The organism is Xinfangfangia pollutisoli (genome assembly GCF_020179405.1).
Classification (GTDB): Bacteria; Pseudomonadota; Alphaproteobacteria; order Rhodobacterales; family Rhodobacteraceae; genus Pseudogemmobacter; species Pseudogemmobacter pollutisoli.
Genome location: NZ_JAICBZ010000057.1, coordinates 1 through 14,178, shown reverse-complemented (window position 1 = coordinate 14,178; position 14,178 = coordinate 1). Strand labels below are relative to the sequence as shown.

At 67.4% G+C, this 14,178-nt stretch carries 13 protein-coding genes; 4 read left to right on the top strand and 9 right to left on the bottom strand.

All coding sequences use genetic code 11. The features are described from left to right. Positions 1–5: 5 nt before the first annotated feature. Both K1Y73_RS15285 and K1Y73_RS15280 read right to left on the bottom strand, forming a co-directional pair. Entirely contained in the window at positions 6–449 is a 444-nt protein-coding gene (locus K1Y73_RS15285) for a tripartite tricarboxylate transporter TctB family protein (RefSeq protein WP_225029173.1), read from the bottom strand. Beyond that, positions 446–1,414 carry a Bug family tripartite tricarboxylate transporter substrate binding protein gene (locus K1Y73_RS15280; RefSeq protein WP_225029172.1) on the bottom strand — a complete coding sequence of 323 codons (969 nt, stop codon included), beginning with the start codon at positions 1,412–1,414 and terminating at the stop codon, positions 446–448. The genes K1Y73_RS15285 and K1Y73_RS15280 overlap by 4 nt, the downstream gene beginning before the upstream one ends. Positions 1,415–1,564: 150 nt before the next feature. On the opposite strand from K1Y73_RS15280, the gene K1Y73_RS15275 reads away from it, so the two are divergent. The 3 genes from K1Y73_RS15275 to K1Y73_RS15265 are packed head-to-tail and all read left to right on the top strand — an operon-like array spanning position 1,565 to position 4,660. Further along, positions 1,565–2,230: a response regulator transcription factor gene (locus K1Y73_RS15275; protein ID WP_225029171.1), complete on the top strand. Its 666-nt coding sequence runs from the start codon at positions 1,565–1,567 to the stop codon at positions 2,228–2,230. Positions 2,231–2,240: 10 nt separating this feature from the next. Beyond that, positions 2,241–3,659 carry a sensor histidine kinase gene (locus tag K1Y73_RS15270; RefSeq protein WP_225029170.1) on the top strand — a complete coding sequence of 473 codons (1,419 nt, stop codon included), beginning with the start codon at positions 2,241–2,243 and terminating at the stop codon, positions 3,657–3,659. Continuing rightward, a complete protein-coding gene (locus tag K1Y73_RS15265) occupies positions 3,629–4,660 on the top strand; it encodes an ABC transporter substrate-binding protein (RefSeq protein WP_225029169.1) in 1,032 nt (343 codons plus the stop codon). Before K1Y73_RS15270 ends, K1Y73_RS15265 begins: the two co-directional genes overlap by 31 nt. Positions 4,661–4,703: 43 nt before the next feature. On the opposite strand, the gene K1Y73_RS15260 is transcribed toward K1Y73_RS15265, so the two are convergent. The 7 genes from K1Y73_RS15260 to chvE form a co-directional block, all read right to left on the bottom strand. Beyond that, positions 4,704–6,215 (bottom strand): aldehyde dehydrogenase (NADP(+)), encoded by a 1,512-nt coding sequence (locus K1Y73_RS15260; RefSeq protein ID WP_225029168.1) that lies wholly within the window; start codon positions 6,213–6,215, stop codon positions 4,704–4,706. 74 nt (positions 6,216–6,289) lie between these two features. Continuing rightward, positions 6,290–7,210, bottom strand: a complete 921-nt coding sequence (locus K1Y73_RS15255; RefSeq protein ID WP_225029167.1) for a Gfo/Idh/MocA family protein — start codon at positions 7,208–7,210, stop codon at positions 6,290–6,292. Continuing rightward, positions 7,210–8,952, bottom strand: a complete 1,743-nt coding sequence (gene araD / locus K1Y73_RS15250) for an L-arabinonate dehydratase (RefSeq protein WP_225029166.1) — start codon at positions 8,950–8,952, stop codon at positions 7,210–7,212. The genes K1Y73_RS15255 and araD overlap by 1 nt, the downstream gene beginning before the upstream one ends. 7 nt (positions 8,953–8,959) lie before the next feature. After that, positions 8,960–9,952 carry an AraD1 family protein gene (gene araD1 / locus K1Y73_RS15245; protein ID WP_225029165.1) on the bottom strand — a complete coding sequence of 331 codons (993 nt, stop codon included), beginning with the start codon at positions 9,950–9,952 and terminating at the stop codon, positions 8,960–8,962. After that, positions 9,952–11,133 (bottom strand): multiple monosaccharide ABC transporter permease, encoded by a 1,182-nt coding sequence (gene mmsB / locus K1Y73_RS15240; protein WP_225029164.1) that lies wholly within the window; start codon positions 11,131–11,133, stop codon positions 9,952–9,954. Before mmsB ends, araD1 begins: the two co-directional genes overlap by 1 nt. After that, a complete protein-coding gene (mmsA, locus tag K1Y73_RS15235) occupies positions 11,133–12,662 on the bottom strand; it encodes a multiple monosaccharide ABC transporter ATP-binding protein (RefSeq protein ID WP_225029163.1) in 1,530 nt (509 codons plus the stop codon). Before mmsA ends, mmsB begins: the two co-directional genes overlap by 1 nt. A 106-nt stretch (positions 12,663–12,768) precedes the next feature. Further along, positions 12,769–13,845: a multiple monosaccharide ABC transporter substrate-binding protein gene (gene chvE, locus K1Y73_RS15230; protein ID WP_225029162.1), complete on the bottom strand. Its 1,077-nt coding sequence runs from the start codon at positions 13,843–13,845 to the stop codon at positions 12,769–12,771. 126 nt (positions 13,846–13,971) lie between these two features. Between chvE and K1Y73_RS15225 the strand changes: the two genes are divergently transcribed. Beyond that, positions 13,972–14,178, top strand: a 207-nt coding sequence (locus tag K1Y73_RS15225; RefSeq protein ID WP_225029161.1) for a helix-turn-helix domain-containing protein, incomplete at its 3' end; no start/stop codon positions are given.

The following is a 14,178-nucleotide window of genomic DNA, read 5'->3' as shown; positions in this document are numbered from 1 at the left end:
CCCCCTCAGCCCATCAGCGCCCGGGGGAAGGGCTGCAGCCCCAGGCCCAGGCCATATTTGAAGATGACGAACAGCACGACCGACAGGCCAAGGCCGGTCAGCAGGCTTTGGGTGGCCTTCGGCTCGATCAGATAGGCGATCGCGGCCGAGGCGACGGCTGTCGGGATCAGGAAGCCCATCGGAACGATCGTGTAGGCATAGGCCACCAGCACGGCCAGCGCGATCGCCATGCCGATCCAGGCCCGCGCGCCCGGCCATTCCGGCTCGGCGTCGGGGCGCAGCAGAATGCCGATGCCGCAGATCAGGCCGGCCGCCGCGATCAGCATCGGGAAGGCGCGCGGACCCAGCGGGTCCATCATCATTCCGGCCTGGATCTGCCAGGCGCCCGCGAAATACGCGAGCGCCGACAGAACCACGACCAGACCAAAGATCCGGTCGCTTTTCATCATTGGATGATCCCGATCTCTTTCGAAAGCGCGTTGGTCTCGGCGACCACCTCGTCGACCCAGCCCTGGAACTCGGTGCCGACCTTGGTGAAGGGCGCAAGACCGTTATCGGCCATGATCTGCTTCCACTCGGCGCTGTCGGCCACGGTCTGCAGCTTTTCGGCCCAGGCGTTGAACTGCTCGTCCGAGATGTCCTTCGGCACATACAGCCCGCGCCAGTTCACCACTTCGACGTCAAAGCCCTGCGACTTGGCGGTCGGGATCTCTTCAAAGCCCGGCACCGGCTCGGCCGACAGAACCGCCAGCGCGCGCACGTCGCCCGATTTGATGAAGCCCGAGATTTCCGACATGTCGCCGGTCATCGCCTGGGTGAAGCCGCCGATCGTCTGGGTGATCGCCTCGGCGCCGCCATCCAGGCCGATATACTTGACCTTGGCGAAATCGCTGAAGCCCGCCGCCTTCAGCACCATCAGCGGCTTCAGATGGTCGAACCCGCCCGCGGCCGAGCCGCCGGCGAAGGTAACCTTCGAGGGGTCGGCCTTGATCGCCTCGACCAGATCGCCCAGCGTCTGATAGGGGCTGTCCTTGGCCACGACGATCACGCCGGGATCGCCCCCGATGGCACCGACCCAGCGCACCTGATCGGCGGCCATGCCGGCATAGGCATTCTGCGCCAGCCGCGTGGTGGTGGCCGACGACGCCGCAACGATCAGATCGGCATCCGTGCCGCGGTCGCTGACGACATAGGTATAGGCCACGCCGCCGCCGGCCCCGGCCATGTTGGTCACCTGCACCGGCGCATCGACCAGTTTCAGATCGTACAGCAGCTTGCCGATCTGACGGCAGGTAAAGTCCCAGCCGCCGCCGGCATCGGCCGGCGCGATGCATTCGGTCGCGAAGGCGCTGCCGCTGATCGTGGCAGCCAGCGCCACCCCGCCCAGAAGGGCGCGGATCGAGATCTTTTTCATTTGGTTCCTCCCAAAGGTCCGCATTGCCGGAAGCTGGCCCGCGAAGATGCAGACCTCCCCCTTGCGGGTCGGACGATTCGCGCCGAAGCTGACACGAACCTGTCACGCGGGACGCGCATTGCCCGAAAAATCGGCAGGAAAGGAATGCAGATGCGATTTCTTCTGGTCGAGGACACGGCCGAGCTGGCGCGCTCGGTGCAGGATCTTCTGCGCCTGAACGGGCATGCGGTCGACTGGGCCGCCACGCTGGCCGATGCGGGCGATTGCCTGGCCGCGGCCAGCTATGACCTGATCCTGCTCGACATCGCCCTGCCCGATGGCGACGGGCGGCGCTTTCTGCAGGATCTGCGCCGGGCCGGCCAGGACATGCCGGTGATCATGATGACGGCGCGCTCGGCGGTGGCTGACCGGGTCGATGCGCTGGATGGCGGGGCGGACGACTATCTGACCAAGCCCTTCGATCTGGCGGAACTTGAGGCGCGGGCGCGGGCCGTGCTGCGCCGGCGCGGTGGCGCGGCCCAGACGGTGCGCGGCTTTGCCGATCTGACCTTCGATCCCCTGACCGCGACGCTGACCGTGGCGGGCGAGGCGCGCGAATTGCGCAACCGCGAATTGCGCCTGTTCGAGATCCTTCTGGGCGCGCCCGAGCGGATCTTCTCGAAAGACCAGCTGTGCGACCGGCTGTTTTCCTTTGCCGAAACCGTCACCGACAATGCGATCGAGGTCTATGTCGGCCGTCTGCGCCGCAAGCTGGAGGGCAGCCGCGCCCGGATCGAGACGGTGCGGGGCCTGGGCTACCGGCTGACCGGCGCATGAGCGGCGCCCGATGACCCTGCCAGCCGATGCCCCGCCGCGGCGGGCCCGCATGGTGCGGGTGGCGCTGACCGGCTCGTTGCGGCGCACGCTGGTGCTGCAGCTTCTGGCGGTGGCCGGGATTGTGGCGCTGGTGCTGTTCTGGGCGATCCGCGTCACCGCCGACAAGGCGGCCGAGGCGGCGCAGGACGCGGTTCTGGGCGCCGCGACCCAGGCGCTGGCCGACGGCATCCGGGTCGAAGAGGCCGGGGTCGATCTGGATCTGGCGCCGATCACCTTCTCGATGCTGTCGGCCATGGGCGAGGACCGGGTGTTCTACCGGGTCGATTTCAACGCCCTGCCGATGACCGGCTATGCCGATCTGCCGCCGCCCGGCGCCGCGCCCGGCAGTGCGCCGCTGTTCTACAGTGCCCGATATCGCGGGCAGGATCTGCGGCTGGCCGCGGTGACGCGGCGGCTGCTGGTCGATGGCACCTCGCTGCCGGCCCGGGTGATCCTGGGCCAGACCCGGCTGGGCCAGAAGGCGATTGCCGACAGCATCGCCGGCCGCGCGGCGCTTCTGGGCGTGGCCTTCTTTGTCCTGGCCGTGCCGCTGTCGCTGCTGGCCGCGCGGGCGATCCTGGGCCCGGTCGGCCGGGTCGCCGATGCGGTGTCGCGCCGCGGGCCGCATGACCTGCGGCTGGTCAACCAGTCGGTCCCGGCCGAACTGGGCCCGCTGATCGGCGCCCTGAACGGCTTCATCCTGCGGCTGCGCGCCGCGCTGTCGCGCACCGAAACCTTCATCGCCGAAGCCGCGCACCATATCCGCACGCCCCTGTCGACCGTGCGCAGCGAAGCCGAGATCGCACTGCGCCAAAGCCAGGACGAGCCGACGCGGGCCCGGCTGCGCAGCGTGATCCGCTCGGTCGAGGAAAGCTCGCGCTCGGCCGGCCAGCTTCTGGAACATGCGCTGGTCCTGTATCGCACCGACCGGGTGGACCGCACCGAGGTCGATCTGGCCGCGCTGCTGGCCGCACAGGTCGAAAGCTTTCGCCCGACCGCCGATCTGCGCGAAATCACCCTGCGGCTGACCGCGCCCGAAGGCGCAGCGCCGGTCCTGGGCGACCGGCTGATGATCGAGGCGGCGCTGCGCAACATCTTGGACAATGCGATCAAATATTCCCCCGACGAGGCCGAGGTCGAGGTGGCGCTGACGCTGGACCGGGGCCAGGCGCAGGTGCGGGTCAGCGACCGCGGCCGGGGCCTGGGCGGCGCCGATCTGCCCGAACTGGCCCAGCGCTTTCGCCGGGGCGGCAATGTGGCCGATATCGTCGGCTCGGGCCTTGGCCTGACGATCATCCTGGAAGTCGCCGAAGCCTCGGGCGGCGGCTTCTCTCTTTCTTCTCGCGACGGAGGCGGCACATGCGCGCTGTTCTCACTTCCCTTGCGCTGATCCTGCTGCAAGCCGCGCCGGGCCGGGCTTTCGAGGTCGAGGAACGGCTATGGCTGGACGGCGCGGCGCCGGTCGCCACGGTGTCGATCCTGTCGACGACCGACAGCGTGACGGCGCGGCCGCTGCTGCAGGCCTTTCTGGCCGACAATCCCGATCTGTCGGTCGATTACGTCGTGGCCTCGGCGCTGCAGATCCATCGCGCCATCGCCGAAGAGGGCGCGTCCTTCGATCTGGTGATCTCGTCGGCGATGGACCTGCAGGTGAAGCTGGCCAATGACGGCTATGCGCTGCAGATGACGCCCGAAGCGGCCGAGACCCTGCCGCATTGGGCGCATTGGCGCGATCTGGTCTATGGATTCGCGCTGGAGCCGGTGGTGATCGTGGTCGCCGCCGGCGCCTTTCCGGGCCGCTTGCCGCCGCGCACCAGGCGCGACCTGATCGAATTGCTGCGCGAAGAGCCCGACCGGTTCCGCGGCCGGATCGGCACCTATGATCCGGGCGTCTCGGGCTCGGGCTATCTGTTCGCCACCCAGGATGCCGGGCTGGGCAACACCTTCTGGCGGCTGGCCGAGGTGATGGGGCGGCTGGATGCGCAGCTTTACTGCTGTTCGGGCGACATGCTGCGCGACCTGGACGAGGGGCGGATCCTTCTGGCCTATAACGTGGTCGCCAGCTACGCCCTGGCCCAGGCCAATCGCGACCGCGGCTTCACGGTGATCGAGCCCGAGGATTTCACCCTGATGCTGATCCGCTCGGCGCTGGTGCCCGCAACCTCGAAACGCCCGGCGCTGGGGGCGAAGGTGCTGGCCTTCCTGCTGTCGGATCGCGGCCAGGCGCTGATGTCGCAGACGCCCGGCACATATGCGGTGACCGCGCCCCTGGCCAGCCTGCCGCCCTCGTCGCGGCCGATCCGACTGGATCCGGGGCTGCTGGCCAATCTGGACACGGTGCGCCGCCGCGCCTTTCTGGGCGAATGGGCGGCGGCGATGACCCAGCCCTAGGCCGGGGCAAGGGCCCGAATTTTCGACGAAAATTCGGGCGCGGTCACAGACCGCGCAGGGCCTGGGGCAAAAGCGCCTCGGGCAGGTTCTGGTAGCACACCGGCCGCAGCCAGCGCCGGATCGACAGCGTGCCCACGCTGGTCGCGCCGAAATTGGTGCTGGCCGGATAGGGCCCGCCATGCACCATCGCATCGGCCACCTCGACCCCGGTCGGGAAGCCATTGGCCAGGATCCGGCCTGCCTTGCGCTCCAGAACCGGCATCAGGCTTTGCGCCAGATCGGTGTCACCGGCATCCAGATGCAGGGTGCAGGTCAGCTGTCCGGCCAAGCTTTGCGCAATGGCCAGCATCTCGGCGGCATGGCGCACCCGGACGATCACGCCCAGGGGCCCGAACACCTCTTCGGCCAGGGCATGATCGGCCAGCCAGTCGGCGCCCGAGACCTCGAACAGATAAGGCGTCGCCTCGCGCCGGTCGCAGACCGTGGTCAGAACCTCGCGCACGCCCTTGCCCGCGGCAATCCGGTCGCGGCCCTGGCGATAGGCGGCGGCGATGCCGTCGGTCAGCATGGTCTGCGCCCCGCTGCCGGCCAGCGCCGCGCGGGCGGCGGCCACGAAGGCATCGGCCTCGGGCCCGTCGATCAGGACGGCGATGCCCGGATTGGTGCAGAACTGCCCCGCGCCCAGGGTCAGGCTGCCCGCCCAGCCCTTGGCGATCTCGGCGCCCCGGGCGGCGACGGCGGCGGGCAAGAGGAACATCGGATTGACCGAGCCCAGTTCGCCGAAGAAGGGGATCGGCTCGGGCCGCGCGGCGCAGAGGTCGTACAGCGCCCGCCCGCCGAACAGCGAGCCGGTGAAGCCCACCGCGCGGATATGCGGATCGCGCACCAGGGCCTCGCCCACATCGCGGCTGCCGCCCTGTACCAGGCTGAACGTGCCCGGCGGCAGGCCGCAGGCGCGGATCGCCGCGTCGATCGCCTGGGCCACCAATTCGCCGGTGCCGGGATGGGCGGAATGGCCCTTGACCACCACGGGGCAGCCCGCGGCCAGGGCCGAGGCCGTGTCGCCCCCCGCGACCGAGAAGGCCAGCGGGAAGTTCGAGGCGCCGAAGACCGCGACCGGCCCGACCGGGCGCTGCATCATCCGCAGGTCGGGGCGCGGCAGCGGCTGGCGGTCAGGCAGCGCCGGATCGTGGCGCAGATCCTGCCAGCCCGGCTTGCGGATATGGTTGGCGAACAGCTTCAGCTGGCCGGTGGTGCGGCCGCGTTCGCCCACCAGCCGTGCTTCGGGCAGGCCGGTTTCCTGGCTGCCGATTTCCGTGATCGCATCGGCGCGGGCGTCGATCTCGGCGGCGATGGTTTCCAGGAAGCGCGCGCGGGCCTCGGGGCCGGCGGCGTCGAAATCCAGCGCCGCGGCTTCGGCCGCCGCGCAGGCCTGGGCGACATGGGCAGGCGTGCCGACCGCGAAATCATGCGAGGGGCCATGGGCCGGGGTCGAGGCGAAGCGGCTTTCGCCTTCCACCCATTGGCCCGCGATCAGGTGCTTGCCGGTCAGCATGTCGGTCTCCTTTGCGTTGGAAGACCGGGGGCCCTGCCCCCGGACCCCCGGGATATTTGAACAGAGAGGAAGGGTCAGAAGTGGAAAGGATCGGTGATCTGGCGTCGGCCCAGGGTCAGCGCATCGGCGACATGCACCATCGGGGCGAGGTCGACTTCGCTTTGCCCCTGGCGGACCAGATCGGCCATCCGGGCGTAAAGCGCCGGGTATTCGCCCATGATCGAGTTCTCACCGCCCGAGGGTTTCCCGCCGATTTCCAGCAGGTTGCCGCCCAGGCGCAGCGCCATCGGGCCGGCATCGGTGTCGATCTCGATATCCCAGGTCTGCGGGCCTTCCTGGCGCCAGTCGAAATCGGCGCTGACGCCGCCCGTGAAGGTCAGCTGCGCCGCGATGGGGGTCTGGCGGTTTTCGGGGAAGGTCAGGGTGGCCGCGGTCAGGTGGACCGGGCGCGGCAGGATATGGGTCAGGATCGACAGGGCGTTGATGCCGGGGTCGAAGACGCCCATGCCGCCGGGTTCGAACACCCAGTCCTGGCCCGGGTGCCATTTCCGCACATCCTCGCGCCAGGTGATATGGGCGCGGGTGACCGTCTTGTCCGCCAGCCAGACGCGGGCGGGCGCGACCGCATGGGCCATGCGGCTGTGCCAGGTGGTGTACAGCGTCAGGCCCCGGGCGGCGGCCATGTTCTGCAGCGCATGCACCTCGGCCAGCGTGGCGCCGGGCGGCTTTTCCAGCATCACATGGCGACCGGCCCGCAAGGCCGCCTCGGCCGCGGCAAAGCGCGGCACGGGCGGCAGGCACAGCGAGACGACCTGCACCTCGGGATGCGCCTCCAGCATCTGGGCGATGTCGGTATGCGCGGCCACGCCCGGCACCGTGCCATGGCGCGAGACGGTGGCGGCCAGCTGCCAGTCGGGGCTGGCGGCAATGGCCGGGACATGCTGGTCAAGGGCGATCTTGCCGATGCCCACCAGAGCCACGTTCAGGGCGGGCATCAATGCGAATCCTTGCCCACCGGCGCGCCGCGGCAGCCTTTCAGGAAATCCAGATCCGCCCCGGTATCGGCGCCCTGGACATGGGCCTGATGCAGGAAGGCATAGCCGCCTTCGGGCCGCTCATGGCTGGGCTGCCAGGCGGCCAGCCGCGCCGCCAGCTCGGCCTCGGGGATGTCCAGATGCAGCCGGCGGTTCGGCACGTCCAACTCGATCATGTCGCCATCGCGCACCACCGCCAGCGGCCCGCCCGCCGCGGCCTCGGGCGAGGTGTGCAGCACCACCGTGCCATAAGCCGTGCCCGACATGCGCGCATCGGAAATGCGGACCATGTCGGTAATGCCCTTGCGCAGCACCTTGGGCGGCAGGCCCATATTGCCGACCTCGGCCATGCCCGGATAGCCCTTGGGGCCGCAATTCTTCAGGACCATCACGCAGGTCTCGTCGATATCCAGCGCCTCGTCGTTGATCTTGGCCTTGTAATCGTCGATATCCTCGAACACGACGGCGCGGCCGCGATGGGCCAGCAGATGGGGCGAGGCGGCCGAGGGTTTCAGCACCGCCCCCTTGGGCGCCAGATTGCCCTTCACCACCACGATGCCGCCCGATTGCGTCAGCGCCTTGTCGGCCGGCAGGATCACATCTTCATTGTGGTTGGTGACGTCCTTCACCTGCTCCCACGCCGTCTGGCCGGAAACGGTCAGCGCATCCTTGTGCAGAAGCCCCGCCTCGCCCAGCCGCTTGATCACCACCGGCAACCCACCCGCGTAGAAGAATTCCTCCATCAGGTATTTGCCCGAGGGCATCAGGTTGACGATCGTCGGTACATCGCGGCCGCAGCGGTCCCAATCGTCCAGCGTCAGGTCCACGCCGACCCGGCCGGCGATGGCCAGAAGGTGGATCACCGCATTCGTGCTGCCGCCGATGGCGGCATTGGTGCGGATCGCGTTTTCAAAAGCCTGTTTGGTCAGCACATCCGAGGGTTTCAGATCGTCCTTCACCATCTGCACGATGCGCCGCCCGGTCAGCTGCGCCATCACGCGGCGGCGGCTGTCCACCGCCGGGATCGCGGCATTGCCCGACAGCGCCATGCCCAGCGCCTCGGCCATGCTGGCCATGGTCGAAGCCGTGCCCATCGTGTTGCACGAGCCCGGGCTGCGGCTCATCGAGGCTTCGGCCTCGGCGAATTCCGCCGCCGTCATCTCGCCCGCCTTCACCGCTTCCGAGAATTTCCACAGATGCGTGCCCGATCCCACGCGTTCATTGCGGAAATAGCCGTTCAGCATCGGCCCGCCGGTGACGATGATGCTGGGCAGGTCGGTCGAGGCCGCGGCCATCAGCAGGCTGGGCGTGGTCTTGTCGCAGCCCACCAGCAGCACGCAGCCATCCATCGGCTGGCCGCGCATCTGTTCCTCCACCGCCATGGCGGCCAGGTTGCGGAACATCATCGCGGTCGGGCGGAAGGCCGACTCTGAGGTGGAAAACACCGGCACCTCGACCGGAAAGCCGCCGGCCTCGTAGATGCCGTGCTTCACCCGCTGCGCCAGGTCGTTCAGATGCGCGTTGCAGGGCGTCAGCTCGGACCAGGTGTTCAGGATGCCGATCACCGGGCGGCCATCGAACAGGTCATGCGGCAGACCTTGGTTCTTCATCCAGCCGCGGTGATAGATCTGGTCGCGGCCGGTGCCGCCGAACCATTCCTGCGAACGCAGTTTGCGGGGCCATGCGGCGGGTTTGAAGGTCATGTCGGCCTCAGAGCTGGGTGACTTGGGCGATCCCCGCGTCGCCTTCGAAGGCGAGGGGATTGGTGAGCGGCAGGCCGAAATCGGGCGCCTCGATTTCAAAGACATCGCCGGCTTCGGTCTTCACCCCATCGGCGAAGGACAGGGTGGCGGTGCCGAACATATGCACATGAACATCGCCGGGCTGGCGGAACAGCGCATATTTGAAATGGTGGTGTTCCAGGTTGGCCAGCGTATGCGACATGTTCGCCTCGCCCGACAGGAAGGGCTTTTCCCAGATCACCGCGCCGCCGCGGCGGATGCGGCTGGTGCCGCGCACATCGCCCGGGCAGGGGCCAAGCCGGATCTCGGGCCCGAACGAGGCGCAGCGCAGCTTGGAATGCGCAAGCCAAAGGTAATTCACCCGTTCCGTCACATGGTCGGAAAATTCGTTGCCCAGGGCAAAGCCCAGCCGGCAGGGCGTGCCGTCACTGGCGATCACATAGATGCCGGCCAGTTCCGGCTCCTCTCCACCATCCTCGGCAAAGCCGGGGGCGGTCAGGGGGGCGCCGGGGGCGATGGCGACATGGCCGTTGCCCTTGTAGAACCATTCCGGCTGGGCGCCGATCTGGCCTGCCTCGGGCCGGCCGCCGTCAAGGCCCATGCGGAACATCTTCATGCTGTCGGTCAGGGTTTCCACCCCGGCCGTCAGCTTGGCATGCATCGCGTCGCGCGCCGAGGCGCTGCCCAGATGGGTCAGCCCGGTGCCGGTGATGTGCAGATGCGCCGGGTCCGGGTGGGTGATCGGCGGCAGAAGCCGGCCTGCGGCGGCAAGCGCGGGCAGGTCCACGCCCTCCCCCGGCCCGCGGGCCGCGATCAGATCGGCCAGCGGGCGGGCCGTATCGGCCGCCTCCAGCGCCAGGGCATGAACCGAGCCCGCCCCGGGCACGATGCGCGCGCCGGCTTCGTCACGGAAGATCACCTGCAGCCCGCCATCCGGGCCCTTGGCTTGGGAAAGGAACATCACTTGCTCTTGTTGTAGACGTCGAAGATGACTGCGACCAACAGGACAAGCCCCTTGATCATCTGCTGATAGTCGATGCCGATCCCAAGGATCGACATGCCCATGTTCATGACCCCCATGATCAGCGCGCCGATCACCACGCCCAGGATCTTGCCCGAGCCGCCGGCCATCGAGGCCCCGCCGATGAAGACCGAGGCGATCGCGTCCAGTTCAAACCCGACGCCGGCCTTGGGCGTGGCGCTGTTCAGCCGCGCGGTCACGATCATGCCGGCCAGGGCGGCCAGAACGCCCATGTTGACGAAGCACAGGAAGACCAGCCGGTCGGTGCGGATGCCCGACAGGCGGGCGGCCTTTTCGTTGCCGCCCAGCGCATAGATGCGCCGCCCGGTCACGGTGTTTTCGGTGAAGAAGGCATAGACCACGGTCAGCAGGACCAGCACCACCATCACATTGGGCAGGCCGCGGAACGAGGCCAGCTGATAGCCCACGAAGCCGATCGCCGCGGCCAGGATCAGCGTGCGGCCGATGAACAGGCCCATCGGCTCGGGCGTCACGCCAAAGGCCGCATCGCTGCGCCGGGCGCGCAGGCCCAGCCAGACCATGGTGGCCACCGCCGCGGCGACCAGGATCAGCGTCAGCCCATGCGGGCGGCCAAGCCCGGTCAGATCGGGGATGAACCCGTTCGACAGGCCCTGAAAGGCCTTGGGGAAGGGGCCGATATTCTGCCCGCCCAACAGCCACATCGTGGCGCCGCGAAACACCATCATCCCGGCCAGCGTGACGATGAAGGACGGGATGCGCCAATAGGCGACCCAATAGCCCTGCATCGCCCCGATCAGCCCGCCCACGATCAGCGTCGCGGGAATGACCAGCCAGAAGGGCAGCCCGACCCCAACGGTCAGCCAGGCCGCGAAAGCGCCGGTAAAGGCCGCGACCGAACCCACGGACAGGTCGATATGGCCGGCCACGATGACAAGAAGCATGCCCAGCGCCAGGATGATCACATGGCCGTTTTGCAGGAAAACGTTGGTGATGTTCTGCGCCTTCAGGAAATTCACCGGCTGCGGCTGGAACTGCAGGATCGCGGTAAAGAAGACCACGATCACGATCAGCGCCACCAGCATGCCGTTTTCGCGCAGATGCCCGCCCAGATGGGCGGAAAGCCCCTTCTCCTCAGCCATTACGCCGCCTTCCCCGTCTTGCGCAGGATCATTGCCATGATCTTCTCCTGACTGGCCTCGGCGCGGGACAATTCGCCCACGATCCGGCCTTCGTTCATCACATAGATGCGGTCGCACATGCCCAGAAGCTCGGGCATTTCCGAACTGATCATCACGATGCCGCGGCCCTGATCGGCCAGCTGGTTCATGATCGTGTAGATTTCATACTTGGCCCCCACGTCGATGCCGCGCGTGGGTTCGTCCAGGATCAGCACCTGCGGATCGGTGAAAAGCCATTTCGACAGCACCACCTTCTGCTGGTTGCCGCCCGACAGGTTCACCACCTTCTGCTGCACCCCGGGCGAGCGGATCGCCAATTGCCGGCGGTAGCCTTCCGCCACCTGCGCCTCGCGCCGCTTGTCCAGGACGCCGCGCAGCGCGATGCCGGCCAGATTGGCCAGGCTGATATTCTTCAGGATCGGCTCTTCCAGGATCAGGCCCAGCGCCTTGCGGTCTTCGGTGACATAGGCGATCCCCGCCGCCACCGCGCGCTGCACGGTCGAGACATCGACGACCCGCCCGCCCATGCGGACCTGGCCGGAATGACCCTGGCCATAGCTGCGGCCGAACAGGCTCATCGCCAGTTCGGTGCGGCCGGCGCCCATCAGCCCGGCAATGCCGACGATCTCGCCCTTGCGGACGGTGAAGCCCGCATCGCGGATGATCTGGCGGTCCTTCTGTTCGGGATGCCAGACGTTCCAGCCCTGCACCTCGAGCAGCACCTCGCCCGGATTCGGGCTGCGCTCGGGGTAGCGATGCGCCATGTCGCGGCCCACCATGTCGCGGATGATCCGGTCTTCGGAAATCTCGTGCCGGTCCATGGTCGAGACGGTGGAGCCGTCGCGGATCACGGTAATGCGGTCGGCGACGCGGCCGATCTCGTTCAGCTTGTGGCTGATGATGATCTGGGTCACGCCCTGCGCCTTCAATTCCAGCATCAGGTCCAGAAGCTTCTGGCTGTCATTTTCCTGCAGGGCCGCGGTCGGCTCGTCCAGGATCAGCAGCCGCACATCCTTGGCCAGCGCCTTGGCGATCTCGATCAGCTGCTGCTTGCCGACGCCCAGCTTGCCCACCTGCGTGGCCGGCGCCTCGTTCAGCCCGACCTTGGCCAGAAGATCGCGGGTGCGCCGGAACGCCTGGCGCCAGTCGATCACGCCGCGGCTGGCCACTTCATTGCCCAGAAACAGATTCTCGGCGATCGACAGAAGCGGCACCAGCGCCAGCTCCTGGTGAATGATGATGATCCCCTTCGCCTCGCTGTCGCGGATCGAGCGCAGGGCAAGGGGCTGGCCGTCATAGATGATGTCGCCCTCGTAAGAGCCATGCGGATAGACGCCGGACAGGACCTTCATCAGCGTCGATTTTCCGGCGCCATTCTCGCCGCAGATCGCATGGATCTCGCCCGCCTCGACGGTCAGATCCACCTGATCCAGCGCCCGCACGCCCGGAAAGACCTTTGAGATCCGCCGCATTTCCAGCAGCACTGCCATATCCCCCTCCCGGGACCGCATGGTCATCTTGGCAAACAGACCTCGGGCGGGCGGGGAAGGCCCCCGCCTGCGGCACTGGCCGCCCCGCCCGCCCGAGGCCCTTGGCTCACTTCAGCTGGTCGGCGGTGTAATAGCCGGATTCGACCAGCACCTTGTCGATATCGGCCACGCTCAGCGATTGCGGCTCCAGCAGATAGGACGGCACGACCTTGACGCCATTGTCATAGGTCGAGGTGTCGTTGATCTCGGGCTCTTCGCCCTTCAGGATCGAATCCACCATCTTCACCGTCACCGCCGCCAGCGCGCGGGTGTCCTTGAAGACGGTCGAATACTGCTCGCCCGCCATCATCGACTTCACGCTGGGGATTTCTGCATCCTGGCCGGTGACGCAGGGCATCTTCAGATCGCCCGAGCCATAGCCCACGCCCTTGACCGAAGACAGGATGCCGATCGACAGCCCGTCATAGGGCGACAGCGCACCCATCAGATGCTTGTCGCCGTAATTCGCCGACAGAAGGTTGTCCATCCGCGACTGGGCGACCGCGCCATCCCAGCGCAGCGTGCCCACGACATCCATGCCCATCTGGCCCGAGGGCACCGCGACCTCGCCGCCGTCGATCATCGGCTGCAGCACCGACATCGCCCCGTTGTAGAAGAAGAAGGCGTTGTTGTCGTCGGGGCTGCCGCCGAACAGTTCCACATTCCAGGGCTTCTGGTCGGGGAAGCGTTCCTTCAGGCATTGCACCAGGCTTTCTGCCTGCAGGACGCCGACCTTGAAATTGTCGAAGGTGGCGTAATAGTCGACCGCATCGCTGTCGCGGATCAGCCGGTCATAGGCGATGACCTTGATCCCGGCGGCCTGGGCGTTTTCCAGCGCATTCGACAGCGTGGTGCCGTCGATTGCCGCGATGACCAGGACATTGACGCCCTTGGTGATCATGTTCTCGATCTGCGCCAGCTGGTTCGGAATGTCGTCTTCGGCATATTGCAGATCGGTGGTGTAGCCGGCAGCCTGGAACTGCTCGACCATGGAATTCCCGTCCGAGATCCAGCGCGACGAGGATTTCGTCGGCATGGCGATCCCGACCATGCCCTTTTCCTGCGCCAAGGCGGCGGGGGCGAGGCTCAGCAGCGGGACAAGGCTGGTCGCAAGGGCCAAGGCGGCCCGGCGGGTGAAGGTCATCTCTGTTCCTCCCAAGATCGAGATGCTGGCATGGGTCTCAGAACGTTGTCTGGACGGGCGGACTCTTGACGCGCCATCTTATGCCTGTCAAATGATCATAAATCACATTGATATGGCAATTCTGGTATGAATAAGCCACCTCCATCGCGCGATCACAGCCTGCGCGGGCTGAAACTGTCGCATCTGCGGCTGATGGCGGAATTGCAGGCCACGGGGCAGCTGGGCCTGGCGGCCGAGCGGATGGGGCTGGCCCAGCCCGCCGCCTCGCGCCTTCTGGCCGAGGTGGAACGCATCGCCGGCCACCCGGTGCACAGCCGCGACGGGCGCGGCTTG